This window comes from Lacibacter sp., from assembly GCF_057361365.1.
The window spans coordinates 31,578-57,957 of record NZ_JBMQSG010000015.1 but is presented as its reverse complement, the minus strand read 5'-3'; the positions used below and the strand labels follow the sequence as shown (position 1 = coordinate 57,957).

Sequence of the window (26,380 nt, the reverse complement as noted above, 5' to 3'; positions counted from 1 at the left end):
CATGCAATTAAACTTAAAAGCAGCAATAAAATTATAGAGATGTCTCCTAACGTCTACATGTCGAAAACGTTTACAATCCTACTTCTTGATATTCTTAATGATCGTTTCTATGGTAGCCATATCATTATCAAAGCCTCCATGTGAAGTACTTTTTGTGTACACACCAGGACCATGATACGATTTTATATTAGGCAACCCATACCTGCTGTCTTTATCAAAAAACTTCTGCATACCAAGGATGGGTGTTTTTTTGCCTGGCTCAAATGAATTGGAAACAAGATATAAGAGCGACTTCGAATAAATGGAGCAATTATCTTTCAGTTCTATTTCATCACTCAAATGATACTGGTAATAATTTTTTACTTTTTTACTCTGCACCGCTTTAAGAATTGTGGTATCGAATAATTCATTGGTAACTGCAGGTGCCATAAACTGAACGGTTTTAAATGACCATCCAAGGCTGATCAGTTTCTCCACCAAATGACTATGCACAATACTTCCGGCCGAGTGCCCGATCAAATGAATGTTTACATGACTTTTTAATTCGCTTTTGGGTGCTGTTGCATATTTATACAACAACTGGCCACCGCTATCCTTTTGATAGCTGATGGCTTTCGCATTTTCCTTCATCTCCTTCCACACTTTATTTCCAATAGGTGCTACCAGCCGTTCAAGCCGTTCGTCTTTCCAATTTACGATCCAGTCGGTAATGCCACCCGTTGCACGTTCTTCTTTTCCCAGCAACAAATCTTCCAACATACTTTTGACGGTGCTGAAAATATCTGTTTCCCACATCAGCATAATGGGGAATATCTGCGCATCATATAATTTCTTACACCAAACAGCGTAACTATCTGCTGCCGATTTTTCGCCCACCAAACCACCATGCGCATAAATAGCAACATCCATTGGTTTGTTCTTTAATCCCCATCGTTCTCTTGCAATACCTGCATGCTGATTTACCAATGCTTCAATATCTAATTCAGTAGTGCGGTATTCTCCCGAGTTACTCAACCTCCCATTATTTTCCATGTCGATGATAAAGGGATCGAGTTCTCTTTTCTTTAGAATAGGATCAGTAGCAATGGCGACTTTGTTTTTTTTATCGAGCCGCAATGTGGCCGATCCAGCAATAGCAAGATGCAGATCAGTGGTAACACCCATCTGGGCAACCCAACAATCCATGGCGTTTACCCGCCAGTCTTCATAAGTTAACACAGCAAGTCCATCGGTGCCCCAACCCTTGCCCCATGAATTCTGAATAATAAAACCCGTTTGATTATACCCGATAATCACAAACGCATGACCACCATCGCTCTCTTTTACTTTTGTGTTTGGAATTTCTTTGTATGGATGATGGTTTGATTTTTTTAACGCATCCCAACCGGCATGACAAACAGCACTTGCATATAAAATGCCCAGGTCGTTGATGGCGCAATGCATGTCTTCAATACTTTTCGGCTCCACCCTGTAATAGGCTCCCAATGGATAGTTTACTGAATTAAGCCACCAGTCGCCTTCTGCAGAAACGATATCAGGTTTAGGCATTTCAAGCGATGTCCAGAAACGCTGTTCACATGCACCATGCTTATGCCAGCCCTTGATGGCGCCTCTTAAACTCGATCCTTCATCTTTTACATAACCCGGAAATTCATCGTAACGACGAGCCATTGAATACAGCATAAACGGCGATGCAGCAAAGCCCTGGTTATTTTCAGGATCAATTCTCCTTGCGAGATAATTCACCATGGTAGCCAATGCAAAGCCTGTGCATGCACTGGTTTCTTTTTGATGTAGTACAGGAAGTTTTGTTTTTTGAATAAACTCTTTACGTGGAGCTGTGGTAACAGCGGGTTGATACATTCTGTCCCTGATATCAATTTTATCAGGAACAACATTGTACTTTCTGTTTTTCATTTGCAGTGTTTTGGAACAATGTAGAAATTAAAAGGAAATAATGCAATGTGGAAAACACGGCATTTGTTACTCTTTGTAAACTGTAGAAAATAATTACTGCCGACTTTATCAATATCATGATGATAAAGCAATCACCAAAATGTTTTTCTTTTCTTTTTGCTTGTCAAAAAAGAAACAAAAAAGACCCCGATTTCGTATGACGGCCCGAAATCGGATTGTTCCTTGAATATGCTTTTGTACTACTGTGATGAAATGCTTTTGTAGCTACACGATCATCCTTTGTGGTGCATGTTGATTAGGTGATGCAGTTTGTTCTATAGTTCAATAGAACGTCATCCCGAGGAACGAGGGATCTCTAATAACTTTGAATTTAATTGTTTTAAAATTTAACCGTCTTACGCTAAGAACACAATTCTCTTCATTTACGATTGCCTCATCCTGATCTTACCTACAACTTTACCATTTTCATCTACCAACGCACCCGATGTATGAACGTATAATAAATTACCATCGCTGCCTTTCCAGATGTAAGGGTAATTGCGGCTGTTCGAACGGATCAGCTCACCTTTTGGAGATTGTTTCGGCTCATCCCTTGCCATTAGTTCATCAGCAGCAGATTTATTCCAACCAGCTGCAACATAATCCATGCGGTCGGCAGGTATGGGATGTGCGGCACTACTTGCGCCTGCTGGCAATACGTTCAATGCAGCCTGTGCTTCTTCCAATGATGCACCCATTCTCTCCAATACAAAACCGGAGAATTCATCAGCTTTTGTTTCCGATGCCATGGCTGTTCCGGTTCCATATAAGTGATGACCAATTTCATGTGCCAACACACTTACTGCAGCCCAATCGGTACCGGCTTTGCGGTTAAGTGCATTCATGAAATTTGGATTGTAGAGAATGAAGCGCTGTCCACGCACCAACACTGCTGCAGCATTAGGCACCCTGCCTTCGGCGATCATAAAATTGATCTTCATGCCGCTGGCTTTAACAATTTGTTGAGCAATTGATGCTGCGTCTTCAACTGTTGCGAAGTCGCTTGAAGTATGGTCGTAATTCTGTGCTTTTGTAAGCGCAGGAGCGATGAATAATAAGAGGTAGATTAATATGTTTTTCATGCTGAGATAGACGCAGAATCTGTGCCTGTTGTGGGTTGTATCACTGTTAAGAAAATATCTTAACAGGAGCTTTACAGATGGATGACGTGCTGGCATCTGCAGATAAGTTTGATTTGAAACTGGGGTGATGAATTGACAGGAAGAATTCTATGTTGCTGCAAGGCATAAGCCGTTGGTGATACATTCGACTTCGCTCAGTACAAACAACGGCGGCGGGTAATGGAATTATTATTGAGCAAGGAAGACCAACAACGCCAAGAAATAATTTGTAAATTGTTGATTTCGTTTTCAGTTTACTTCTTTTTACACAACAGCATTTTACATTATGAAAAAAGCGTGTACAGGTTTATTTTTCCTCCTCTTCAGCATCAGCATTTTTGCACAATCAGCACAACCCTCGGCCCGGAAGATGAAGCGATTATTTCCGAAGAAGGAAAACACATCATCCTATCACAACAACTGGACAAAAAATTATTATCCAAAACGAATCGGGGAGTTTGCAAAGGAACCATTGACGTTTAATGAAATTGTATTTATCGGTAACAGTATTACAGAAGGCGGAAAAGACTGGAGCAGCCGGTTCGGAATTGCTCATATCCGTAACAGGGGAATTTCAGGCGATGTTACGGATGGCGTACTCAAACGTTTAGATGAAATTATTTACTTCAAACCAAAAGCTGTTTTTATTTTAATTGGAATTAATGATCTGTTCAGTCTTCATCATACTGAAGATAATCGTGCGCTTGTGTATGATAAAACTGTTCCATCAGCCGAGTATATTGCAACAAACATCTTGAAAATTGCAAAGCGAATTCACCGTAAATCGCCCACTACAAAAATCTATGTGCGCACACTGCCACCAACCAACAGGCCTTTTTTGAAAGACGATATTATTTTGGTAAACGAACTCATTAAAAAAAATACGGCGAAAGGCTATTACCAGGTGATTGATCTGTACACTCATTTTGCAGACGCATCCGGCGAATTGATGCAGGAACTAACGAAGGACGGCGTTCATTTAAATGACCAGGGTTATGAGCGATGGGTGCAATTTGAGAAAGCCATTATTGAAGGTTTGTGAAATGATGTGCTGACTATTACGTATTGTCATTTCGAGGGTATGAGAGCCTTACCCACAATTGACCAACAAATTTAAACAGTGTGTGATTCAGGCACTACTTGCCACGCTTTACGGGAAGAAGCCAATACACAAAACCTGCGCTTATTCCTGCGACAGCCTTACTATACTTGGGCCAGATGGGGACCCGGGGATCTACCATTACAAAAGCTGAGCATTGATAGAAAAATGTACAATAGCTGCCGGGAAAGTGTTCTGCAAAACAATGCCAGTCTTTCAGAAACAAAAAATGTATATTTAAGAGAAATACTCTCCCATGCCCAGCAATTCAGCAAATGAGGGCGATCAGCTTGAACTTAGAAGTTCAGGGATAGAAGTTCTAGGAGAACTACCATGGGGTTCACATTTTTGTAATTTTTTTGAATCGAAACAAGACCTGCTGCAAATACTTGTTCCCTATTTCAAGACCGGATTACTGAATAATGAATTTTGTCTCTGGATAACATCTGATCCTGTATCGGTGGATGATGCTTACGACGCTTTGCGAAATGAGATTCACGACTTTGATGACTATCAAAAAAATCAGCAGATCATTATTCTTTCCCACACCGACTGGTATTTGAAAGACCAAACATTTGTACCGGATATTGTAATCAATGGCTGGTATGAACAACTGAACCTATCATTGAACAAAGGATTTGACGGCATGCGTGTAAGCGGCAACGAGGCCTGGCTCGACCGGGATCTATGGAAAAATTTCATTGACTATGAACGAAGCTTGAACAACAGCCTCAAAGGTCATCGCATGATTGTTCTTTGTACCTATCCTCTTCACAAATGTGATGCACAGGCAGTATTTGATGTATCGCAGGTACACGAGATAGCCCTGTCGAAAAGAAAAGGCAATTGGGAAATTGTAGAAGTGCCGGCAATCAAAAAAACAAAATCGCAACTGGCAAGCGATAAAAAAGAACTGGAAGAAAAAGTAACAGAACGTACGAAGGAACTTTCACTGATCAATACAAAATTGATACAGGAAATAGAACAGCACAAACGAACCCGTGATGTGCTGCTACGAACCGAAGCCCGGCTCCGCACAGTATTTGACGCAACTGATACAGCTTACTTATTACTTGAACCTGACTTGACCATTCTTCTTTTTAACCAACGGGCATCTGACTATGTGAGAAAGGTATTTTCCTGGGATCTGAAAACAGGAGACAATATTCAAGATTTTCTTACAGCCGACAGGAAAGTGCTTCTTGCAGACAGGGTGCATAGAGCAGTAAGAGGAGAACAAGTAAGATTTGAAACGAGGTATGATCTTGAAAACAAATTGTTCTTCTGGTATGATATAAGACTTTTTCCTATCCCCAATGAAGAGAAAGAGATATTTGGTCTTGTGCTTGCATGTACAGATATCACAGAACGAAAGCAGTTAGAAATTCAGCTCGAACAGGAAAGAATGGAACGGCAACTGCAGATCACTGATGCTGTTATAACTGCTGAAGAAAACGAACGCCAGGAAATAGGCCGTGAACTGCACGATAATATTCAACAGATACTGGCCAGTGCCCGCCTCTTTCTTTCAATGGTCAATAAAGAGAACAGTTCGGAACCAGCTTCTTTATACCAGCAACAAACAGATCAATTGATTTTGTCTGCTATTAATGAGATCAGGGATTTATCTCACTCCATGATCACTCCGTTTATGGAGAAAACGACTTTGAAGGAGGCCATCGAAAAAGTTATTTACAACATAACAAGTACCAGCGACATAAAAATTAATCTGGAAACTGCCGGGCTCGATGAGACGGTGCTGTCTGAAAAGCTAAGGCTCACTGTGTATCGCATTATACAGGAGCAGTTCAGCAATATTCTGAAATACGCAAAAGCATCTGCAGTATCGTTGAACATTGTGCAGGATCATGAGAAACTAACATTAACGATACAGGATAATGGCATAGGCTTCGACATGTCAAAAAAAGCAACAGGTATCGGGCTGATGAATATCAAAGCAAGGGCTTCTCTTTTTAACGGGGAGGTTACGATCCGTTCTTCACCGGGACAGGGCTTTGCGTTATCTGTTGTATTGAGGCTTACCTGATTTTTGCTGACTGGAGCAAGCATAAAATAAATTGTAAATTGGTGATTTCGTTTTCAGTTTAACGTTTCATTCTTTTTAGACAACAGCATTTTACATTATGAAAAAAGCGTGTACAGGTTTATTTTTCCTCCTCTTCAGCATCAGCATTTTTGCACAATCAGCACAACCTTCGGCCCGGAAAATGAAGCGATTATTTCCGAAGAAGGAAAACACATCTTCCTATCACAATAACTGGACAAAAAATTATTATCCAAAACGAATCACAGAGTTTGCAAAGGAACCCTTGACGTTTAATGAAATTGTATTTATCGGTAACAGTATTACAGAAGGCGGAAAAGACTGGAGCAGCCGGTTCGGCATTGCTCATATCCGTAACAGGGGAATTTCAGGCGATGTTACGGATGGCGTACTTGGTGGAACAGGCGGCGGAAAGGATGAGTGCAAACAGAAACAGGAGAAATTTCATAATGGCGATTTTGTATAAATATACTTTGAATAAGAGGATATGATGTTGGGCGAACCATTTGTAGTGGAGTTATTGAATCCCGGGGTCAACTACGTGAGACTCCGGACAGGCAAAATAGCAATCGTACAGAGGCAAAAGGTGATCTTTAATTTTTATTGCCTTTCGATAATTTATGCAGTTTGTTTTCTACCCGTACAAGTCTCTTATTAAAATCATTAGTAAAACCCGAATTCTTTAGAGTTTTAATAACCTCAATACATTTATTATACTCCTTGGCCTTTTCCAAATAAATTAAATACTGCTCAAAAACATGACATTGCACTCCAGAAAGCGACTGCTTTTCTAAAGAAGAGTAAACAGCTTCTCTTCCATTAAAAATCAACAAATACGCATTGTAAAACCGTTCAATTGAACATTCATTATTTAGGAATTTCTGATAAACAATTTTTGAGTATTCCATGATAAAATAATGGGTGTCCGCCCAATAAATATCTTCAATACCAATGGAAGCATAATAATGCTGGCTTTCTTTCAACTCCAGAATATCGACTTCACTAGTTCGTTTCTCCATTAAATTTTCATACAATTTGATTTTTCTATTCTTTTCATAATTCCAGTTTTTTCCCCAATCAGAATTTTGACTATAATTTTCTTTATTGTACTTCAAAAACTGCTCAAAAAAATTGTCCGTAATATCTAAGTCTTTAATTACAAGAAGCAGAGTTAGGCAGTTAATAGGGCCATGATTATGTGATGTGTAACCCGGGCCTTCAAACAAGGCGTTGTAATCCCACATAGTTGGATTCGCTTTGAAATATTGAATAATTTTTTGCTGATTTGCTTCTCCCAGCGCCTGCCAAAAACTCCAAAGGTTATAGGTTGCCAGTTCTCCAGATAACTTACTTTCTTCAATCATAATAAGTTTAATTTATTTATTAAATCTATCAATTATGTTTATGTTATTTGCATTTGCGGTTTCTTCAGCTTCCTCAGCCCCGGGTCTGGCCTTAGCTGACCCCGGGAATTAGCATTGGTAAACAATTGCGCACTATCCAAAGCTGGCATCAGTATTGTAAAATTAAGTTGCATGATGCAGGTTCCTTAGCTTGTGGAATCAAACTCTTCTCTATGTTCAGAATATGTTGCTTGCTCGTAAGTATGTTAGTGCTGTTGGCATGCCGTGGTATACGATCGTTGCCCGCTGACTATACGCATGCTCAACCAAAGAGCCGTGCGCAAATGATCAGCATTTTTATGGATGGCTCAAGAGAGAAACTACATGAAGAAGCAAGGCGAAACACCAATCTTTTAAAATCTTATTTTTTAGCCGACAACAATAGCAAGAAACTTTACATTGAAGGTGTGGGAGCAGGCTACCGTGTGAAAGACGGCATCTATGCCCGCACAACAAATGAACGGGTGATGCGGGCTTACCGTTTCCTGACCAGCAATTACAGCCAAGGCGATTCTATTTGCTTATTTGGTTTCAGCAGGGGTGCCAACCAATGCCGCATACTTTCAGGTATCATATATACCATTGGAATCATTGACCTGGAACATGTAAAACAGGAACAAGAAAAACAAACCCTGTTGTTAGCATTATACGACCTGTATGTTTCAACACCGGCTTTACAAAAGAAAAAAACGCTGGCCACTTATATTAACAACTGGATAGCGAAGCATCCGGGTGAAACAGTGGCTTATGATACCACGTCGGTAACAATGATAGAAGTGATGGGTCTTTGGGATACAGTGGAAGCATTCAGCATCAACGACGAATTTGAAACGGGTACGCCTGTTCCGCATCACCTGAACCAACTTTATAATGTAAAGAAAGTTTATCACGCTGTAGCACTCGACGATAACCGTGCCTTTAATTACACACCCCTGCTGTTTACGCATAAAGAAGTAGAACTTGGGCCCACACAGCACATGGATTCCATTGTGGAAGAAGTCTGGTTTAACGGAAGTCATAAAGATGTGGGCGGAGGCATCAGAAATAAGAAAAAAGATCAGCTGAGTGGAATTTCGTTGAAGTGGATGTTGTCGGCGTTAAAGCCTTATCATCTTTTCAGGGATACGATCATTACTACGAACATTTATGGAACGGTGAACGATATGCGCAGGAAATGGCACCTGCGAAGAACTTCTCCCGGCGATACGTTAAGGGCTATTGATAAATATTGGCAGGCGATGAACCCTGCCTGGAATAGTCATCGCATTATGTTGCATCAATCGGTCGTTGACCGCTTAGATTCAGGTACTGTACAGACATTTAAATTTAAGCGTAGAAAAGATGGCACAGCAAGAGCTGATTGGTACGAGTGGGAACCGTTTAAACATTGTTTTAAAAAAGATAACGTTCATAGAACAGAACGTATTCGTTTTCGTAAGGACAGTGATTGCCCCTGTATTCAAATAGTGAAGGATAAAGTGGCGACGGGGTTTTGATTATTTGAGGGAAACAATGTGTTTCTTAATGCCTCGGTTTGAGTCGTCACGACAGGTTTAACAGCATAGTGAAGACGCTTTTACCAAAATGTTTTTTCTTTTCTTTTTTGCTTGTCCAAAAAGAAACAAAAAAGACCCCGATTTCGCATGACGGCCCGAAATCGGATTGTTCCCTGATTAAATTTTTGTGCTACTGTGGTGAAGTGCTTTGTAGTTACACAATCATCCTATGTGCGGCATGTTGAGTAGTTCATGAACAGACAAATGGCGGCAGAGCATTCTCCTGAATAGAATTACAAAACGTAAAAGAGTGCGACGCAAGTAAAGCTTAATAGCAGCACTTGCCCATGCTACAAAAAATGTATTTGGCTTTGCAGTTAAACAGAATTGTCATTTCGACGAAAGGAGAAATCTGTTGGGCGGTTGTACAGGGGTTGAGCAGATCCCTCCTGCGTCGGGATGACAGCGATGTTGGGCAAATTCCTCGTGCCTCCCGCTTTGTGCTGGACAAGTCGGAATGACAAGAAGATTGAGCAGTTGAATATTACTTCAACCGCTCTTTAAAATCAAGATCGTTTTCTTGTAATGTTTCCTTCGCAATATCGTAACCGGCGTCCGCATGTCGTATCACTCCCATTCCGGGATCGTTGCGGAGTACACGTTTGAGGCGTTGCTCTGCATCATCAGTACCATCGGCAACAATGACCATACCTGCATGAATACTGTAACCCATACCTACTCCACCACCATGATGCAGGCTTACCCAACTGGCGCCACCTGCAGTGTTTACGAGTGCGTTGAGGATGGGCCAATCGGCAACAGCATCGCTGCCATCGAGCATGGCTTCGGTTTCACGGTTGGGGCTGGCCACACTGCCGGTATCTAAATGATCACGACCAATGACAATGGGCGCTTTTACTTTGCCGGTGCGTACGAGTTCGTTAAAGGCAAGTCCTGCTTTCTCCCGTTCGCCTTGCCCGAGCCAGCAGATGCGTGCAGGTAATCCCTGGAAGGCAATTTTTTCTTTGGCCATTTGCATCCAGCGGATCATGCCTTTATTTTCGGGAAACATGTTCATGATGAGTTCGTCGGTTACGGCAATATCATTAGCATCGCCACTGAGTGCTGCCCAACGGAAAGGGCCTTTGCCTTCGCAGAAGAGGGGTCGGATGTAGGCGGGAACGAAGCCGGGGAAAAGCCCCTCCCCGCTCCCTAAAGGGAGAGCTTTGAGCACTCCGCTGTTATTTGCTTCATGCTCTAAGGCACGTGCACGTATGTTATTACCGTAATCGAATGTAATGGCACCCTGATCCCGTAACTGTAACATCAAACGTATATGCAGGTACATGCTTTCGTAACTGAGTTGCAGGTAATGGTCGGGATCTTTTTCACGGAGCTCGTTGGCTTGCTCATTGCTGAGTGTGTGCGGTACATATCCAATGAGCGGATCATGTGCACTGGTTTGATCGGTGAGTGTATCGGGAATAATATCACGTGAGATCAAATGATCGAGCAGATGAATGGCATTGCATACCACACCAATGCTACGGGCAATACCTTCCTTACGGTAATGCACAGCCGCATTAATGGCTTCGTCGATGCTGGTATATTTTTCGTCGAGATATTTTGTTTCGATGCGTTTGTCGATGCGCCACTCTTCTACTTCTGCTATTAACGCAACACCTTCGTTCATCGTTATTGCTAAAGGCTGTGCGCCACCCATGCCGCCGAGTCCGGCAGTAACGTTGAGTGTTCCTTTGAGTGTGCCGCCGAAATGTTTATCGGCAATGGCGGCATAGGTTTCATAAGTGCCTTGCACAATGCCTTGTGAGCCGATGTAGATCCAGGAGCCGGCGGTCATTTGTCCGTACATCATCAATCCTTTTTTCTCGAGCTCTTCAAAGTGTTTCCAGTTGGCCCAGTTGGGTACAAGCTGACTATTACTGATGAGTACCCGTGGTGCATCTGTGTGTGTTTTTAATATGCCGACGGGTTTACCGCTTTGGATGAGTAGTGATTCATCATTCTCCAATACTTTCAACGCAGCAATGATATTATCGAGTGCTTCGAAATTGCGTGCTGCTTTTCCACGACCTCCATAGACGATGAGATCGTCGGGGCGTTCTGCAACATCGGGGTTGAGATTGTTGAGGAGCATTCTTAATGCGGCTTCCTGGATCCAGCCTTTGCAGGTGAGTGTGCTGCCTGTTGGTGTTTTATACTTGATGGCGTCGTATTTTGTCTGAACCATGATTTATAGGATTGAAGAGATGAATGAAGATTTTTATTGCTCACAGATTACACAGATAAACACCGATTTTTTTGCATCGAATTACACCGATCTAAAGAATTGATCAATTTGTCATTGATATTTTATTTCCCTACTTAAAAGACAATAGTTCTTTTCCAACATCTTATTTACAACAGGTTTTCCATCATACCATCCTTCCTCATCAACTAATTTCCGAATCCAATTACCCTTGTTATCGTATACATATTTTACTGTTGCTAAAGCTGTAGTATCACCAACGCCAGAAATCTCTGCAAAGAAATTATAATCTCCCTGCTCATTGTATTGGTAAACTCGTTTATCTCTATTCTTCAATCCCCACCTTTCTGTAACTCTTACAACGCTGTCAAGAAGCCCTTTATCCGAATAGTAATACTGTTCAGTACTAATTGAACCATCTTTATGTAAAAGCTCTGCTTTTGTGAGCTTATCGCTACTATAATATTTTCTGGATGTCAACAATACATCAGAATTATCCGTTGTATCTTTTAAATACTCTTCTACTAATAAACCTCCTCCATTGAGGTAAGATTCCAATATCGCTGTTATTTCTTCTTTTCTATGATTAATACGCTTAAACTTCCCATTTGACAAAAGTCTTGATGTTGAAATAAGGGTATCATATTTGGGCTTTTCTTTATCACCGGACGTAAGAATTAGAAAGTAACTCATTCCATTGTTATCGTAACTAAAGTTGGTGTTAGAAAAAAAGTCATCTGTAATAAATGTTCGTTTATGAGTAATATCACCAGCGGAACTAAAGTGATATTCATCATAACTGTTCTGTACTAGTAGTTTACTACGAACGTCATTTTCAATTGTAAACTGCAAAATCTCTTTAACAAAAACAGGTTTGCCTTTTATAAAATCAGATCGTTTATGCTCGCCTAAAATTTGCCATTTGTGTTTATTCACATAATCATTCTTTTGACAAGTGAATCCAAGTAGCAACAGAAGAACAAGTACTAATATTAATTTCATTGCCGATTTTCTAATTGATACTCTTTTAAAAAGTTTGTTGCCATTAACATATCATCATGCAACACCCTATCTTTATCAACAAAGCTTACTTGCTGACGGAAGGCAGTCATTACCTCTTCTACTTTCGCTGAGCTTTTTAACGGACGACGGAAATCCAATGCCTGTGCAGCGCTGAGTAATTCGATAGCTAATACTTTCTCCACATTCTTCATTACACGATAAGCTTTCGTGGCTGCATTGGCGCCCATGCTTACATGATCTTCCTGGTTATTACTCGATGAAATACTATCAACACTTGCAGGCGTGCAGAGTTGTTTGTTTTCACTCACAATGCCTGCGGCGGTGTACTGCGGAATCATAAAGCCACTGTTGAGTCCGGCTTCTTTTACTAAGAACATCGGCAAGTTACGTTGTCCGCTGATGAGCTGATAGGTGCGGCGTTCGCTGATGTTGGCGAGTTCACTCATCGCTATTGAAAAATAATCCAGTGCTAACGCCAACGGCTGACCGTGAAAATTACCACCACTTACAATGAGGTCTTCATCTGGAAATACATTCGGGTTATCCGTTACTGAATTGATCTCGGTTAAGAATACATTCTTTACATGCGCCAATGCATCTTTACTTGCACCATGCACTTGTGGTATACAACGGAAACTATAAGGATCCTGTACCTGTTGTTTTTTCTGCTCACCAATTTCACTTCCGCTAAGTATGCTTCTTAACTGTTGAGCAGTGTGTATTTGTCCACTATACGGACGGATGGCTTGTATCTTTTCATGAAAGGGTTGATCGATACAATCAAATGCATCAAACGAAATGGCGGCAATAAGATCGGCCCATTGCAATAAACGATCGGCCTGCACCAAGCAATATAAACCATAAGCACTCATGAATTGTGTACCATTGATGAGTGCCAATCCTTCTTTGCTTTTTAAGTGAATGGGGTTCCATCCTAATTTATTGAGTACATCTTGCGCCTTGTGTGTTGAACCCTCATACTTCACTTCTCCCATCCCGATCAATGGCAAACTCAAATGACTGAGCGGAGCCAGATCGCCACTTGCACCTAATGATCCCTGCTGATAAATAACGGGCAGTACATTGTTGTTGTGCATGTCCATTAACCGTTTCACTGTATCAACCTGCACGGCGCTGTAACCATAGCTGAGCGATTTTATTTTCAACGCCAGCATGAGCTTTACAATTTCTTCGGGCACTTCTTCGCCCATGCCACATGCATGACTCATCAATAAATTATTCTGCAGTTGCTCCAACTGATCATCGGCAATGATCACGTTTTGTAGAAAACCAAAACCGGTGTTGATGCCGTAAAAGGGCGTATCGCTTTCCGCTACTTTTTGATCGAGGTATTGTCTGCACTTTTCGATCTTGTGGTGTGCACGAAATGTAATGGAGACAAACTGTTTGAACTGCAGATAATTCTTCACTTCATCGAAGGTGAGTTGCTGTTCGTCGAGGGGGAGATAGTTGTATTCGGTCATAGTTATTGCAATCGGGGCGAAAGTAGGAAATTATGGAGAGAATGCGAACTGGTGTTAGTGGGAAGTAAGGGATACAAGGTTAGAGGTACGGCCTCCTCGTTTCAGACACAATGAAGCTCATGCACTCTGACGGCGGTTGCACCGCAGCTCTTTCTGTTCTTTTGTCTTGACACAAAAGAACCAAAAAGTCAAGACGGAACATATTACCCCCATGTTCCGTCGAAAGCCTTGATTAAGCTTGGGTACTACTGTGGTGAATTACTGTGGAAATTACATCAACATCCTATGTGTAACAGTAAATGTTTTTATAGGCATGATTTATGTAAAACTTTGTTGCGCTTTTAGTTTTGGCATTAATTACATTTGAAATCATGAAATATTTATTTGCATCCTTTTTATTGCTTGCTGTGTGCAGTGTTCAATCTTCTGCACAAACCATTCAATTGCTTGACAGTGCAAAGACAACTTCCATTCGTGGGTTGAGTGTGGTGAATGATAATATTGTTTGGGTGAGTGGTGCAAATGGAATGGTTGGTCGTTCAATTGATGGTGGCGCTTCGTTTAAATGGACAAAAATAGATGGCTTTGCAAAAACTGATTTTAGAGATATAGAAGCGTTTGATGCAAATACTGCAATCATTATGGGTATTGATACGCCTGCTGTGATCCTTAAAACAATTGACGGCGGTAAAACATGGAAGATCGTTTTCCAGGATAAACGTGCAGGTATGTTTTTAGATGCGATGGAATTTTTCAGTAAAGAAAGTGGTATGGTCATCGGCGATCCCATCAATGGAAAAATATTTATGGCAGTAACGGTTGATGCAGGAAACACATGGCGTGCAATGCCCGAAGCGATGGCACCTGCTGTAGAAAAAGGTGAAGCGATGTTTGCCAGCAGTGGTACCAATATCCGCTCTGCAGGAAAAAATGAACTCTTGTTTATTACCGGTGGTACTTATTCCCGACTGTTTATTCGTAATGAAAAAATTGTATTGCCCATTATCCAGGGTAAAGAAACAACTGGTGCTAACTCGCTTGCAGTATGGGATAAAAAAACATTTATTATAGTGGGTGGCGATTTTAATAATGCAACATCTACTGAAAAGAATTGTGTATTGACAAAGAATGCAGGAAAAACATTTAGCACTCCCACTACTCCGCCGTTTGGTTATCGTAGTTGTGTGGAATATTTATCCAAATCAAAACTTATCACTTGCGGTATTACCGGTGTTGATGTAAGTGATGATGGCGGTATGAACTGGCGCAACATTTCAGCAACTGGTTTTCATGTAGTGCGTAAGGCAAAGAAAGGGAAAGCTGTTTATTTAGCTGGTGGTAAGGGAAGAATTGCGAAATTAGTTTGGTGACGATTTCTGTTACTTTTTGCTTGTTTAAAAAGTAACCAAAAAGGACCCCGAAAACCAATATACAGCCTGGTTTTCGGCATTCGCCTTGATTACACTCTATTACTACTGTAATGAATTGCAATTGTAGTTTCATCAGCAACTTTTATCAGACGTTGCTTATTATATTCAATCAGCTTTGTTATCAAAAGAATTTTATGATCACAATCATCGCCTTTTTTGATGGCTGACATTTGGTTTTGAAAAAAGGGCTTCTACCTTCACTTATAAAACAAAACCTATGCATATTCAGTTACACGACAATATCACGCTTAAAGAAATAAAAAACATTTTTTCAGATCACTATCCTTACCTGAAGATTGAGTTTTTTTCAAAGCCGCATCTTTTATACGAATCATCAAACGAATGTGATGTATTGCCTGATGATAAGATGCTGAAAGAGATCAAAGACATTCATATCGATGGCGTCATCAACATTCTGCCATCAGAAAAAGTTGCTGATCTTGAATTTGAATTTCAACGTCGTTTTGCATTGCCGGTACAGGTGCTGCATAAAGAACAAGGTCAATGGCATCAAACAACAGGCATGGATGCATTTACACTTCATGATGTAAATCAATACAGCAAAAATGATTCAGACGACGACCTGATAGAAGAATACGAAGATGGATTTGACGAACTAAAGGGTTAACAGGACGTTTATTTTTTAAACATGAAATAAACTGCGCCTAACAGGAAAAGAAAACTGACGGCGTACTTCCAATGAAAGGGTTCTTTTAAATAAACTACTGCAAACACAGTAAACACGCCGAGTGTAATGATCTCCTGCGCCATCTTTAACTGAAAAGCATTTACGCCATTCTGGTAACCGATGCGGTTGGCAGGCACCATTAAACAATATTCAATTAGTGCAATGCCCCAGCTAACCAATACAGCTTTCCAGATAGGCACATTCATTTGCTTTAAATGACCGTACCAAGCAAACGTCATAAAGATGTTGGAGAATATGAGGAGTATAATAACACGAACCATTGGTTTAATTTTCTGAACGTTTTCCTGCAAGCAAATACAATGCAGCCATACGCACTGCTACTCCATTTTCCACCTGTTGTAAAATAATGGATTGTTTACTATCGGCTACATCACTGTCCAGCTCCACACCACGATTGATAGGACCGGGATGCATAATGATGATTTCTTTTTGCAAAGAGTCTAGAAGTTTCCTGTTAATGCCGTAAGCCAGGTTATATTCTCTCAACGAAGAGAACAAAGGTTGATTTTGTCGTTCAAGTTGTATGCGCAGTACATTCGCTACATCGCACCATCTTAATGTTTCTTCTATGTTGTACGATACGTTTACACCAAACGATTGCTGGAGATATTTTGGAATCAAGGTAGGCGGACCAGCTACTGTTACTTCAGCTCCCATCTTCTTCAGCAAATAAATATTACTCAATGCCACACGACTATGCATGATATCGCCGAGGATCGCAATCTTCTTTCCTTCCAATGTTCCTAACTGTTCACGAATTGAAAATGCATCGAGCAAGGCCTGCGTGGGATGTTCGTTAATTCCATCACCTGCATTTACAATGGCGGCAGGAATATGCTTCGCCAAAAAATGCGGTGCACCACTTGCGCTGTGTCGCATCACCACCAGGTCAACTTTCATGCTCAGTATATTATTCACCGTGTCAAGCAGTGTTTCGCCTTTTGCAGCAGATGAACCGGAAGCTGTGAAGTTGATGGTATCGGCACTTAATCTTTTCTCCGCCAGTTCAAAAGAAATACGTGTGCGTGTTGAGTTTTCGTAAAACAGGTTTACGATCGTTACATCACGCAGTGATGGTACTTTTTTAATAGGCCTCTGTAAAACTTCTTTGAATTGAGCGGCTGTATCAAGGATAAGTTGAATATCCTGTGCCGTGAGATCTTTAATGCCGAGCAGATGACGAGTAGATAGTTGCATTAAAAAGCAAAGCTAAGGGAAAAACTAAAACGGGCAATTGCCAAGAGGCAAAATGCCAAACAATTCCAGGATGTAATTCCTATCAAACTTCGCTTAGTGCAAAACAACTTCCGGCTTCTGCCAATCGACCGTTACTTTTTGGCTAAGGATGGAATCAATTGCTTTACCTGAATAATCGGGCTGAATGGGCAACTGTCGGTTAAAGCGGCGGTCGACCAACACAAGTAACTCCACCTTTGCAGGCCGGCCAAAATCCACCAACGCATCCATAGCTGCACGAATGGTGCGGCCGGTGTAAAGCACATCATCGATCAGGATCACCTTTTTATTTTCGATGTTGAAGTTGATGGTGGTTTGGTTAGCCACATGCAGTTCTTTGTGTACATCATCACGATAAAACGTGATATCAAGTTTGCCGTATGGCAATTTTATATTGGGATAATTTTGTTGAACAGCTTCCACAATTTTATCGGCAAGGAAGATTCCCCTTGGCTGTAACCCAACGATCACTGTGTCTGTAAAGGGATAATGGTTCTCGATCAACTGGTGACCGAGGCGTTGTATAGTGAGTTGTAACTGTTCGTTTGATAAGATTGTCTTCACTGCCGAAATTTTGATAAAAATAAACACTTCGGAGTAAAAACTTCAATTTGGTTCCCTGCATTTATTGAACAGTTGCAAGTTTACTTTGGATAGGAGATGTTGAGCACTTATTCTGCTGCAGGTTTTCGGAGCGAACATCCATTGTAACATCAATGCTAACGGTAACAGTCAGCTGTTAATTCCTCTTTATTCTAACTTGAGGGAACCTATTGACAAAAAATAAGCTGCATGCACAAGTGCATACAGCTCTTCGTTCTTCATGGGTCGTTCTTAATACTTATGTTTGAATACATAAAATAAACCCACCTGGAAACCTCTGTTATATAGATCTGTTCCATCGTTTTCATTAATACGGGTTATCCCATAATTATAGCGTCCATCAATACCCAATCCTGATTCACCTACGTAGCTGGCACCGATTGTCCAACCAAATTCGGCTGTTTTAAATGCCTCTTTAACATCAACTTTAGTATCTCCTTGCTTTGTTGTGGCTGTTGCCAAAATGCCAAGCTGTGGCCCTGTTTGAATTCTGAAACCTTTATCGAACATGTATTGTAACTGCAGAGGTACGTTTACATAATTAAGCCGCCACTTCATATCGTCCTTCTGTGCACCTTGTGCAGAATACATGATCTCTGGTTGCAATGCCCATGATTTACTCAAGTGAATATGAGCCAGACCACCCGCATTAAATCCTGCCTTCGATTCCAGGTTTTGATCGGGAGAACTTTTAAGATTTGAAATATTTAAACCGCCTTTCAATCCAAAATGTACGTTACTGTGATGCTGTGCATGTGCAAAGCCAGCTAATAATAATGCTCCTGAAATAAATAATAGTTTCATCTGTGTATTTTTTAAGTTTTGCCAGATGTTACCCATCGTAGCGACAGGTCGTTAACCAATTATTTCTACTTCTAGAGTAGATGTGTTAACGCATCTCACTGAAATTGATTTTAGTTTACATGTTCCGTGCACGGGACAAACCTAACTTTCAAAAAACCGTGCCAAACAACAATTCAGCAATGAGAAACCTTCCGTAACGGCTTATCCACAAATGATTTAGCTTTTAAACTTTATTACTCTGACTCCCGATTTTTTTCTGGAAGATTGAAGTTTTAATGCCTGTTAATGGGTACACACATCCACCTGCAGTGCCTGCAAAAGCTTTGATTTCTACAAAACACTTATTAATTTTAATAGGTAATAGTTCTTACAATACGATTACAGATTGATTTTTTCTGTGCCTTATAATTTATTAACCCAAAAAATTAAACAATGAAAAAATCAGTTCTTGCAGTATGCTTACTGCTCGTTTTCGTCAATGTGATGAATGCCCAAGTCACAAAAGGAAATCTTCTTCTTGGCGGCTCCACTTCTTTTACTTCTTCTAAATGGGGCGATTCAAAAGGAACCGCATTCAGTTTTGCACCCAATATCGGTTACTTTTTTGTAAACAATTTTGCCGGAGGTTTAAGAGTGCAAATCGATACTGAAAAAGAGGAAGGCGATGATGATGCTTATGTTACAACAAGCATCGCTCCTTTTCTCCGGTATTATTTTATACCTGCAGCTTCCAATCAACGGGTAAATGTTTTTTTAGACGCAGGTTATGGCTTTGGCTCAGCAGGCATGGGCGATAATAAAACGAATATGAATGGTTATTCGTTCATGGCAGGTCCGGCCATTTTTTTAAACCAACATACTGCTCTTGAAGTTACCCTCGGCTATTCATCAATGAAATTTGAAGATGTTGATGACCGCCTAAACGTATTTAAAATAAATGTGGGCTTCCAGATTCATTTGAATACAGGAGGCAAAAAAGAATAAATAAAAAAATAGGCCGGATTTTATCCGGCCTATTTTTTTATTCCTCACCCAAAAACGGATAACGATAATCTGTTGGCGGGTTAAACGTTTCCTTAATTGTTCTCGCACTTAACCAACGATAAAGATTTAAAATACTTCCTGCTTTATCATTGGTACCGCTTGCTCTTGCTCCACCAAACGGTTGCTGACCAACAACTGCACCGGTTGGTTTATCGTTGATGTAAAAGTTACCTGCACTGTTACGAAGTTTGCTTGTTGCCAGTTCAACTGCATAACGATCCTGTGCAATGATGGATCCTGTTAATGCATATGGTGAAGTGCTATCGACCAGCTCCAATGTTTTTTCATACTCATTTGCAGGATAAACATAGATAGTTAATACCGGTCCGAAAATTTCTTCGCACATGGTTGTATATTTCGCATCAGTGGTTTCAATCACAGTTGGCTGCACAAAATAACCTTCTTTCTTATTGCATTCGCCACCAACCAGTATGCTTGCTTTCTTTGAACGCTTAGCACCGTCAATGTACGCTTTGATCTTATCAAAACTCTTTTCATCGATCACTGCATTTACAAAATTGGTAAAGTCTTCAACGGTGCCAACTTTAAAACTATTAACACCGGCTACCAGTTTCTTCTTTATCTTCTCAGCAATGTTCGACGGAAGATAAGCTCGTGAAGCGGCCGAACATTTTTGTCCCTGGTATTCAAAGGCGCCACGTAATAATGCAGTTGCCACCACATCAGGATCAGCACTCTTATGCACCATCACAAAATCTTTACCACCTGTTTCACCAACAATGCGTGGATACGAACGATACATGCTCATGTTCTTACCAATTGTTTCCCACATGTTATTGAACACACCAGTTGAACCGGTGAAATGCACACCTGCAAATTCTTTATGCGTAAAACATACTTTACCAACAGTTGGTCCATCAACATAAATAAGATTGATAACACCATCGGGCAAGCCTGCTTCTTTCAATATTTGCATGAACATCTGCGCACTGTAGATCTGTGTGTGTGCAGGTTTCCAGATAACCACGTTACCACACATAGCAGCACTGGTTGGCAGATTGCCACCTATTGCCGTAAAGTTGAACGGAGTTACAGCCAATACAAATCCTTCCAGCGGACGATATTCCATACGGTTATGCATACCCGTACTGCTGACAGGTTGCTGGCGATAAATTTCGCTTAAGAAATGAACATTGAATTTGAGGAAGTCGATGATCTCACAAGCAGCATCAATTTCTGCCTGGAAAGCATTCTTACTTTGGCCCAACATCGTTGTGCCGTTCATGTAAGGACGATACTTTGTTGCAATTAGATCTGCTGCACGCAGGAAGATGTTTGCACGGTTTTCCCAACTCATAGCAGCCCATGCTTGCTTTGCTGCTAAGGCTGCATCAACGGCCTGGCGTACATGTTTTTCTTCACCTTCGTGATAATAACCTAATATATGCTTGTGCTCATGTGGAGCTCTTAATGCAAACTTTTTATTAGTACGTATTTCTTTTCCGCCAATGTACATGGGTACATCCACTTCAGCACTTTTTAATTCAGCTAATACTTCTTTCAAACGTTTCTTTTCTGCTGAACCGGGGGCGTAATTTAAAACAGGCTCATTTGCCGGTAAAGGATAGTTGAAATAACCAAGATTCATACAATAGTAATTTGAAAATTTATCAATTTGAAAATTTGAAAATAAAAAACGTACTAACTGAGCATTGACCAATTTTCAATAGTCATTTTCAAATTTTCAAATTCCCTAATTCGCTTCTGCTTCTTTTTCACTCATCAAGTAAGCTTTGATGAATCCATCGAGCTCACCATCCATAACCGGACCAACATTCCCCACTTCATAATCAGTGCGATGATCTTTGATCATCTTGTATGGATGAAATACATAGCTGCGTATCTGGCTGCCCCACTCGATCTTTTTCTTCTTGGCATTTGTTGCGTCCTTCAGCTCATTGCGTTTCTGCAATTCCATTTCGTACAATCTACTCTTCAACATCTGCATGGCCAGTTCACGGTTGCCCAGCTGGCTTCTGTCCTGCTGGCAAACCACCACAATACCCGTTGGAATATGCGTTAACTGTACTTTCGTTTCTACCTTGTTTACGTTTTGTCCACCAGCGCCACCGCTTCGTGATGTTTCCATCTTCACATCAGCAGGGTTGATTTCAATTGTAATTGTATCATCAACTAACGGGTAAACATACACGCTTACAAAAGAAGTGTGCCTGCGTGCATTACTGTCGAATGGCGAAATGCGCACCAAACGATGCACACCGCTTTCAGCTTTCAGAAAACCATAAGCAAACGGACCATCAAATTGGTAAGTACATGTTTTAATACCTGCACCATCACCATCCTGCCAATCCATTTCGGTTACTTTCCAGCCCTGCTTTTCGCCGTACATGCGATACATACGTGCAAGCATTTCGGCCCAATCCTGGCTTTCGGTTCCACCTGCACCTGAGTTTATTTGAAGTACTGCAGGCAATTCATCTTCGGGCTGGTTGAGCGTGCTTTTAAATTCAGCATCTTCAATTGCATTTACTGCTTTATCGTATGCTTCTTTTGTTTCCTCTTCGGTAGCATCGCCTGCCTTCCAGAATTCAAAGAGTACAGCAAAGTCTTCAACGGCCGTATTGGTGTCCTCATAGAGAGATACCCAGTACTCGTTGTTCTTTGTTTCTTTCAGAATTTCGGTTGCACGCTTATTATCGTCCCAAAAACCGGGACTTAGTGAGAGTTGCTTGTCTTCTGCAATTTTATATAGTCGGTTCTCGACGTCAAAGAAACCTCCTCAGGACAAGAATGCGTTCCCTTATATCGTTTAATTTTTCTAGTGTCATAACGGGTGCAAATGTAAGGAGATTGCAGCAGTTTCCACGCCCAAACGATTGCACAGTGATGGACAGCAGCAAGAATCTTTTTCGTAATTTGCCCGCCTTGATCTCACAGGATACCATACAACAGATTTTAAGCCGCATTGATATTGTGGAAATTGTAGGCGGTTTTGTTAAGCTTAAGAAGCGAGGCGCAAATTACCTTGGCCTCTGCCCTTTTCATAATGAAAAAAGCCCATCGTTTACTGTATCTCCCGCCAAAGAATTGTACAAATGTTTTGGTTGTGGCAAGAGTGGTAATGCCGTGAGTTTTTTGATGGAGCATGAAAAGTACAGCTATGTTGATGCATTAAAATTTCTCGCAGCCAAGTACAATGTAACTGTAGAAGAAACGTATTCCTCGCCTGAAGTAAAAGAACAACGCCAAACTGCAGACAGTCTTTATATCATTAACTCTTTTGCTCAGCAATTTTTCAGCAAACAATTGTTTGACACAGAAGAGGGACAAGCTGTTGCTTTAAGCTATTTAAAAGAACGTGGCTTCAGAGAAGATATCATTCACAAATTTCAACTGGGTTATTCACCACGCCAGCGTGATGCGTTTACAAGTGAAGCGTTGAAACAACAATACAATGCGGAGCTTCTTACCAAAACAGGTATTGTTGCTGAACGTAATGGTGAGTTGATGGATAATTACCGTGAGCGTATTATTTTTCCTGTTCATAATAACACCGGCAAGATCATAGGCTTTGGTGCACGTATCATTGGTAAAAAAGAAAATGCCCCGAAGTACATCAATACACCTGAGAACGAAGTATACATCAAGAGTAAAATTCTTTACGGCACTTATTTCGCACGACAGGCGATTGATAAAAACGATGAATGTTTATTGGTGGAAGGTTATACCGATGTAATCTCACTTCACCAGGCGGGCATCGAAAATGTTGTTGCAAGTGGTGGTACTTCATTAACACCTGATCAATTACGATTGATCAAAAAATACAGTAACAATCTTACGATCTTATATGATGGTGATGCTGCAGGTGTTAAAGCAGCCATGCGGGGGTTAGATCTGGCATTGGAAGAAGGACTGAATGTTCATCTTGTATTGATCCCAGATAAAGAAGATCCTGATAGCTACGTTAACAAAGTTGGCGCTTCCGGTTTTGTTGATTTCATTAAACAGAATAAAAAAGATGTTATTCTCTTTCAGCTTGAGGTGATGCTGAAAGATGCAGGCAACGATACAAGCAAGAAAGCGGCGGCTGTTAATACTATTGCTGAAAGTATCAGCAGAATTAATAAGGTTGAAGACTTCACCCGTCAGCAGGATTATATTCATAAAAGTGCGGAGCTGTTAAAGATCGATGAAGCAGGTTTGCATTCATTGGTGAATAAGTTCATTCGTGAACGGATGACGAAGCTGGAAGAAAAAAACACACGTGAAAAAGAACAGCTTCCTGATTTTCCTGGAACCGACAATTATGAAGATTCAACACTTCAGCTGCTCAATACAGATGAAGTGCATGAGCGTGCACTAGTGCGATGTTTGCTAGATTTTGGATTACAGCCATGGGATGAAGAAACAACAGTTGCCCAACATGCATTAGCTGAAATTGATGAATGGAGTATGGTTGAGCATCCTGATCTTGTTAACCTGGTTGAGTTGTATCGCCAGTTATACAATGAGGGACAAGAACCGACCATGAAAGGTTTTCTTTTTCACGAAGACCAAGCAGTAAGTAAGCATGTTGTTTCGTTGGCTGATTTTAGTGAAGAGCTTAGTCCGAACTGGATACGCATTTATGAAAAACCATTTCCTACAAAAGATGAATTGTATTTACAGGAAATGCAATCGATTCTCACTTATTTAAAGTTGCGTAAAATCAAAAAGATGATGGATGAAAACCAGCGTGACATGGAACGTGAACATACATCAGAAGAATTGGTGACGCTCATCAAAACGCATCAGCATTTGAAACAACTTGAAATGGAATTGACCAAAGTGATGGGTACCGTTATATTCCGCTAATCCCACTCTTTCTTTCGCAACAACCAACACAAAAAATAAGAGCTTACAAAACCTAAGGCCGCTCCTGCCAACACATCTTCAGCAAAGTGTGCTCCTAAATAGATACGGGAATAGCCAACAATTACTGCAACTGCAAAAAAGAAAAGCTGCACCATTTTATTGCGGGTAGCAAAAGCAAGTAAACTAAATGTGGCGAATGCGGTAGTGGTGTGACCACTGGGGAAACTGTTATTTCCTTTCAGCAATTTTTCATCAACCCGATGAATGCGTTCGGGCTGTTTGAAATAAGCACCCGGCCGGGGTCGTTGTTCAATGCGTTTAATTGTTTGTGCAAGCAATCCACTTAACAGGAAAGATAAGATCAGCAACAAGCCAAGTTTTCTTTTGCCGATCAAAAACATAATAACACCAAGAGCGGCCATAAAAATTCCATCCCCTACATAAGTGAAATATTTCAATACCACATCTGCAAAATCGGTGTGTTGATTATTGAGCGCAATAAAAATCTGTTCTTTATTCCAATAGAATAATGCTGCTACACCAAAAAGCAACAAGAAGATTGTTGCGTATGTAAAAAGATTGCGTACGGGATGATTATATTTCCAATTCATACCAATTACAAAACTAAGGTTGATTCAGCAACAGATCGCTGTAAGAATGCGTTAAAAGATCGTCATCACCGATCTGGAATTGCTGCAAATAAAAATAGCATTGCTGTTTTATTTTTTCAAGTCCTAAGGTTCCATCTACGTCAATGGCTTCAATTTCTACAAAACTGCCAAGGCTTTCCACTTCATCAATGTGAAACTTTACATTATCAATAAACCAGATCTCACGTTTCTTTTTTACAATTACTTTTATTCCGTGCGCCTTCATCAATAACTCTTTCAATGATTCGGCATTATTGCCAAGTGGCAACAATTTAACCTCGCTTAATTTTGGACCTGCTTTATTTTCCCTGTTATAATAAATGAGTGCATTTTCAATTGGGCCCTGCCGCATTTTTAATCTGCCATTGGCCGTGTTGAAATAGGTGTCTGTTTGCTCATCTATACCAACAAGCCTTGCCTTATTTTGCTGCAGGTAGTTTCGTATAAACGAAGCATCGGCACAACGTGCTTTTATTTCGATATTATGATGACTCATGTAAACTAAAAAGCCGCCTTTGCAGACGGCTAGTGTAATTAGTTGGTGAAACCGGATTTAAGCTTCAGCTGGAGTTAACCTTGAAGTTCTGTTTGTTCTGGTTGGTTTTGGAGCTAACGCAATTGCACGTTCAAAACGCATTGCTGTCCAAACATGATCCAACACTACTTCTTCTGAAGTTTCAAATCCGCACTGGCAAACAAATTGCCAGCTTCCATCACGGTTCAAATCACTCACAATTTTGGAAGCTGATTTAGGATATGCCACCCAGAATTTGGCGTTGGGGCCCAAAGCTGGTAACACTTCCTTTAAGATTCCGTTTAATTGATTTTGATTTACCGCAAAGATCAGGGCGAAATCAATCTTCTTACTACGCAGCAATGGAGTAACATTCTTAGCGAATGATAACTTTACAAATTGCTTTTCGATTGAAGAGGGTAAGCCCTGGATTAATAAGTTCTTTTCTTCGTTCAATTGGAGTTTTTCCAAGAGAGAAATAGACATGCCAATGTAAATTTTGATGAGAACTAAAGTGGATTGCAAAGGTAGGCGTTTTTTACTATTTCTACGGGTCGTTAGCTAAATATTTTAAAAAGAAAGAAACAGAAATGCCCGGCTAACGAGCCGGGCATTTTATATTAATAGACTACGAATCA

The 26,380-nt window shown here is 40.7% G+C and carries 23 protein-coding genes; 8 read left to right on the top strand and 15 right to left on the bottom strand.

Features of this window, described 5'->3' with window-relative positions; all coding sequences use genetic code 11:
• Positions 1 to 78: 78 nt before the first annotated feature.
• Positions 79 to 1,917, bottom strand: coding sequence for a C1 family peptidase (locus ACO1QW_RS14020; RefSeq protein WP_486259531.1), 1,839 nt, complete (start codon positions 1,915 to 1,917; stop codon positions 79 to 81).
• Positions 1,918 to 2,339: 422 nt separating this feature from the next.
• Positions 2,340 to 3,038 (bottom strand): hypothetical protein, encoded by a 699-nt coding sequence (locus ACO1QW_RS14015; RefSeq protein WP_486259530.1) that lies wholly within the window; start codon positions 3,036 to 3,038, stop codon positions 2,340 to 2,342.
• 325 nt (positions 3,039 to 3,363) lie between these two features.
• Here ACO1QW_RS14015 and ACO1QW_RS14010 point away from each other — a divergent pair, with 325 nt between their 5' ends.
• The 3 genes from ACO1QW_RS14010 to ACO1QW_RS14000 all read left to right on the top strand — a co-directional run bounded on the left by ACO1QW_RS14010 (position 3,364) and on the right by ACO1QW_RS14000 (position 6,707).
• On the top strand, positions 3,364 to 4,119 hold the full coding sequence (locus tag ACO1QW_RS14010; protein WP_486259528.1) for a DUF459 domain-containing protein: 756 nt from the start codon (positions 3,364 to 3,366) through the stop codon (positions 4,117 to 4,119).
• Between the two features lie 313 nt (positions 4,120 to 4,432).
• Positions 4,433 to 6,223: an MEDS domain-containing protein gene (locus ACO1QW_RS14005; protein WP_486259526.1), complete on the top strand. Its 1,791-nt coding sequence runs from the start codon at positions 4,433 to 4,435 to the stop codon at positions 6,221 to 6,223.
• A gap of 97 nt (positions 6,224 to 6,320) precedes the next feature.
• Positions 6,321 to 6,707 (top strand): hypothetical protein, encoded by a 387-nt coding sequence (locus ACO1QW_RS14000; protein ID WP_486259524.1) that lies wholly within the window; start codon positions 6,321 to 6,323, stop codon positions 6,705 to 6,707.
• A 127-nt stretch (positions 6,708 to 6,834) separates the two neighbouring features.
• On the opposite strand, the gene ACO1QW_RS13995 is transcribed toward ACO1QW_RS14000, so the two are convergent.
• Positions 6,835 to 7,605 (bottom strand): hypothetical protein, encoded by a 771-nt coding sequence (locus tag ACO1QW_RS13995; protein WP_486259522.1) that lies wholly within the window; start codon positions 7,603 to 7,605, stop codon positions 6,835 to 6,837.
• 212 nt (positions 7,606 to 7,817) lie between these two features.
• Here ACO1QW_RS13995 and ACO1QW_RS13990 point away from each other — a divergent pair, with 212 nt between their 5' ends.
• The gene (locus ACO1QW_RS13990; RefSeq protein WP_486259520.1) at positions 7,818 to 9,140 is read left to right on the top strand and encodes a phospholipase effector Tle1 domain-containing protein; all 1,323 of its coding nucleotides are present in this window, start codon (positions 7,818 to 7,820) and stop codon (positions 9,138 to 9,140) included.
• A gap of 544 nt (positions 9,141 to 9,684) precedes the next feature.
• Here the strand turns inward: ACO1QW_RS13990 and hutU are convergent.
• The 3 genes from hutU to hutH all read right to left on the bottom strand — a co-directional run bounded on the left by hutU (position 9,685) and on the right by hutH (position 13,916).
• Positions 9,685 to 11,391, bottom strand: a complete 1,707-nt coding sequence (gene hutU / locus ACO1QW_RS13985) for a urocanate hydratase (protein ID WP_486259518.1) — start codon at positions 11,389 to 11,391, stop codon at positions 9,685 to 9,687.
• A 111-nt stretch (positions 11,392 to 11,502) separates the two neighbouring features.
• Positions 11,503 to 12,411, bottom strand: a complete 909-nt coding sequence (locus tag ACO1QW_RS13980; protein WP_486259516.1) for a hypothetical protein — start codon at positions 12,409 to 12,411, stop codon at positions 11,503 to 11,505.
• Entirely contained in the window at positions 12,408 to 13,916 is a 1,509-nt protein-coding gene (hutH, locus tag ACO1QW_RS13975) for a histidine ammonia-lyase (protein ID WP_486259514.1), read from the bottom strand. The genes ACO1QW_RS13980 and hutH overlap by 4 nt, the downstream gene beginning before the upstream one ends.
• A 371-nt stretch (positions 13,917 to 14,287) precedes the next feature.
• On the opposite strand from hutH, the gene ACO1QW_RS13970 reads away from it, so the two are divergent.
• Together ACO1QW_RS13970 and ACO1QW_RS13965 are read left to right on the top strand one after the other, a co-directional pair.
• Positions 14,288 to 15,286, top strand: coding sequence for a WD40/YVTN/BNR-like repeat-containing protein (locus tag ACO1QW_RS13970; RefSeq protein ID WP_486259512.1), 999 nt, complete (start codon positions 14,288 to 14,290; stop codon positions 15,284 to 15,286).
• Between the two features lie 277 nt (positions 15,287 to 15,563).
• Positions 15,564 to 15,974 carry a hypothetical protein gene (locus tag ACO1QW_RS13965; protein ID WP_486259511.1) on the top strand — a complete coding sequence of 137 codons (411 nt, stop codon included), beginning with the start codon at positions 15,564 to 15,566 and terminating at the stop codon, positions 15,972 to 15,974.
• 8 nt (positions 15,975 to 15,982) lie between these two features.
• Here the strand turns inward: ACO1QW_RS13965 and ACO1QW_RS13960 are convergent, their stop codons facing one another.
• From ACO1QW_RS13960 to ACO1QW_RS13945, 4 genes are all read right to left on the bottom strand, one after another.
• Positions 15,983 to 16,315: a DMT family protein gene (locus ACO1QW_RS13960; protein WP_486259509.1), complete on the bottom strand. Its 333-nt coding sequence runs from the start codon at positions 16,313 to 16,315 to the stop codon at positions 15,983 to 15,985.
• Positions 16,316 to 16,319: 4 nt separating this feature from the next.
• The gene (locus ACO1QW_RS13955; protein ID WP_486259507.1) at positions 16,320 to 17,252 is read right to left on the bottom strand and encodes an aspartate carbamoyltransferase catalytic subunit; all 933 of its coding nucleotides are present in this window, start codon (positions 17,250 to 17,252) and stop codon (positions 16,320 to 16,322) included.
• Between the two features lie 93 nt (positions 17,253 to 17,345).
• The gene (gene pyrR / locus ACO1QW_RS13950) at positions 17,346 to 17,855 is read right to left on the bottom strand and encodes a bifunctional pyr operon transcriptional regulator/uracil phosphoribosyltransferase PyrR (protein WP_486259505.1); all 510 of its coding nucleotides are present in this window, start codon (positions 17,853 to 17,855) and stop codon (positions 17,346 to 17,348) included.
• Between the two features lie 270 nt (positions 17,856 to 18,125).
• On the bottom strand, positions 18,126 to 18,698 hold the full coding sequence (locus tag ACO1QW_RS13945) for a porin family protein (RefSeq protein ID WP_486259503.1): 573 nt from the start codon (positions 18,696 to 18,698) through the stop codon (positions 18,126 to 18,128).
• Positions 18,699 to 19,130: 432 nt separating this feature from the next.
• On the opposite strand from ACO1QW_RS13945, the gene ACO1QW_RS13940 reads away from it, so the two are divergent.
• Positions 19,131 to 19,682 carry an outer membrane beta-barrel protein gene (locus ACO1QW_RS13940; RefSeq protein ID WP_486259501.1) on the top strand — a complete coding sequence of 184 codons (552 nt, stop codon included), beginning with the start codon at positions 19,131 to 19,133 and terminating at the stop codon, positions 19,680 to 19,682.
• 37 nt (positions 19,683 to 19,719) lie between these two features.
• On the opposite strand, the gene pruA is transcribed toward ACO1QW_RS13940, so the two are convergent.
• The gene (gene pruA, locus ACO1QW_RS13935) at positions 19,720 to 21,351 is read right to left on the bottom strand and encodes an L-glutamate gamma-semialdehyde dehydrogenase (RefSeq protein ID WP_486259499.1); all 1,632 of its coding nucleotides are present in this window, start codon (positions 21,349 to 21,351) and stop codon (positions 19,720 to 19,722) included.
• Positions 21,352 to 21,456: 105 nt separating this feature from the next.
• Positions 21,457 to 22,552, bottom strand: a protein-coding gene (prfB, locus tag ACO1QW_RS13930) for a peptide chain release factor 2 (RefSeq protein WP_486259497.1) whose coding sequence is annotated in 2 segments (ribosomal slippage) — positions 21,457 to 22,503 and positions 22,505 to 22,552 — 1,095 coding nt in all. Because the reading frame shifts where the segments join, the coding sequence is not laid out codon by codon here.
• Between prfB and dnaG the strand changes: the two genes are divergently transcribed.
• On the top strand, positions 22,515 to 24,578 hold the full coding sequence (dnaG, locus tag ACO1QW_RS13925; RefSeq protein ID WP_486259495.1) for a DNA primase: 2,064 nt from the start codon (positions 22,515 to 22,517) through the stop codon (positions 24,576 to 24,578). The two genes, prfB and dnaG, sit on opposite strands and share 38 nt — an antisense overlap.
• Here dnaG and ACO1QW_RS13920 read toward each other — a convergent pair.
• Genes ACO1QW_RS13920 through ACO1QW_RS13910 form a run of 3 tightly spaced genes read right to left on the bottom strand, consistent with a single transcriptional unit; the run spans position 24,575 to position 26,228 of the window.
• A complete protein-coding gene (locus ACO1QW_RS13920; protein WP_486259493.1) occupies positions 24,575 to 25,189 on the bottom strand; it encodes a phosphatase PAP2 family protein in 615 nt (204 codons plus the stop codon). The two genes, dnaG and ACO1QW_RS13920, sit on opposite strands and share 4 nt — an antisense overlap.
• A gap of 13 nt (positions 25,190 to 25,202) precedes the next feature.
• Entirely contained in the window at positions 25,203 to 25,724 is a 522-nt protein-coding gene (locus tag ACO1QW_RS13915; RefSeq protein WP_486259490.1) for a class IV adenylate cyclase, read from the bottom strand.
• A gap of 57 nt (positions 25,725 to 25,781) precedes the next feature.
• The gene (locus tag ACO1QW_RS13910) at positions 25,782 to 26,228 is read right to left on the bottom strand and encodes a hypothetical protein (RefSeq protein WP_486259488.1); all 447 of its coding nucleotides are present in this window, start codon (positions 26,226 to 26,228) and stop codon (positions 25,782 to 25,784) included.
• Positions 26,229 to 26,380: the final 152 nt, after the last annotated feature.

Excerpts from the sequence above, each read along its gene's own strand:
- ACO1QW_RS14020 (WP_486259531.1), bottom strand. The coding sequence starts at position 1,917 with ATGAAAAACAGAAAGTACAATGTTGTTCCTGATAAAATTGATATCAGG.
- ACO1QW_RS14015 (WP_486259530.1), bottom strand. The coding sequence starts at position 3,038 with ATGAAAAACATATTAATCTACCTCTTATTATTCATCGCTCCTGCGCTT.
- ACO1QW_RS14010 (WP_486259528.1), top strand. The coding sequence starts at position 3,364 with ATGAAAAAAGCGTGTACAGGTTTATTTTTCCTCCTCTTCAGCATCAGC.
- ACO1QW_RS14005 (WP_486259526.1), top strand. The coding sequence starts at position 4,433 with ATGCCCAGCAATTCAGCAAATGAGGGCGATCAGCTTGAACTTAGAAGT.
- ACO1QW_RS14000 (WP_486259524.1), top strand. The coding sequence starts at position 6,321 with ATGAAAAAAGCGTGTACAGGTTTATTTTTCCTCCTCTTCAGCATCAGC.
- ACO1QW_RS13995 (WP_486259522.1), bottom strand. The coding sequence starts at position 7,605 with ATGATTGAAGAAAGTAAGTTATCTGGAGAACTGGCAACCTATAACCTT.
- ACO1QW_RS13990 (WP_486259520.1), top strand. The coding sequence starts at position 7,818 with ATGTTCAGAATATGTTGCTTGCTCGTAAGTATGTTAGTGCTGTTGGCA.
- hutU (WP_486259518.1), bottom strand. The coding sequence starts at position 11,391 with ATGGTTCAGACAAAATACGACGCCATCAAGTATAAAACACCAACAGGC.
- ACO1QW_RS13980 (WP_486259516.1), bottom strand. The coding sequence starts at position 12,411 with ATGAAATTAATATTAGTACTTGTTCTTCTGTTGCTACTTGGATTCACT.
- hutH (WP_486259514.1), bottom strand. The coding sequence starts at position 13,916 with ATGACCGAATACAACTATCTCCCCCTCGACGAACAGCAACTCACCTTC.
- ACO1QW_RS13970 (WP_486259512.1), top strand. The coding sequence starts at position 14,288 with ATGAAATATTTATTTGCATCCTTTTTATTGCTTGCTGTGTGCAGTGTT.
- ACO1QW_RS13965 (WP_486259511.1), top strand. The coding sequence starts at position 15,564 with ATGCATATTCAGTTACACGACAATATCACGCTTAAAGAAATAAAAAAC.
- ACO1QW_RS13960 (WP_486259509.1), bottom strand. The coding sequence starts at position 16,315 with ATGGTTCGTGTTATTATACTCCTCATATTCTCCAACATCTTTATGACG.
- ACO1QW_RS13955 (WP_486259507.1), bottom strand. The coding sequence starts at position 17,252 with ATGCAACTATCTACTCGTCATCTGCTCGGCATTAAAGATCTCACGGCA.
- ACO1QW_RS13945 (WP_486259503.1), bottom strand. The coding sequence starts at position 18,698 with ATGAAACTATTATTTATTTCAGGAGCATTATTATTAGCTGGCTTTGCA.
- ACO1QW_RS13940 (WP_486259501.1), top strand. The coding sequence starts at position 19,131 with ATGAAAAAATCAGTTCTTGCAGTATGCTTACTGCTCGTTTTCGTCAAT.
- pruA (WP_486259499.1), bottom strand. The coding sequence starts at position 21,351 with ATGAATCTTGGTTATTTCAACTATCCTTTACCGGCAAATGAGCCTGTT.
- dnaG (WP_486259495.1), top strand. The coding sequence starts at position 22,515 with ATGCGTTCCCTTATATCGTTTAATTTTTCTAGTGTCATAACGGGTGCA.
- ACO1QW_RS13920 (WP_486259493.1), bottom strand. The coding sequence starts at position 25,189 with ATGAATTGGAAATATAATCATCCCGTACGCAATCTTTTTACATACGCA.
- ACO1QW_RS13915 (WP_486259490.1), bottom strand. The coding sequence starts at position 25,724 with ATGAGTCATCATAATATCGAAATAAAAGCACGTTGTGCCGATGCTTCG.
- ACO1QW_RS13910 (WP_486259488.1), bottom strand. The coding sequence starts at position 26,228 with ATGTCTATTTCTCTCTTGGAAAAACTCCAATTGAACGAAGAAAAGAAC.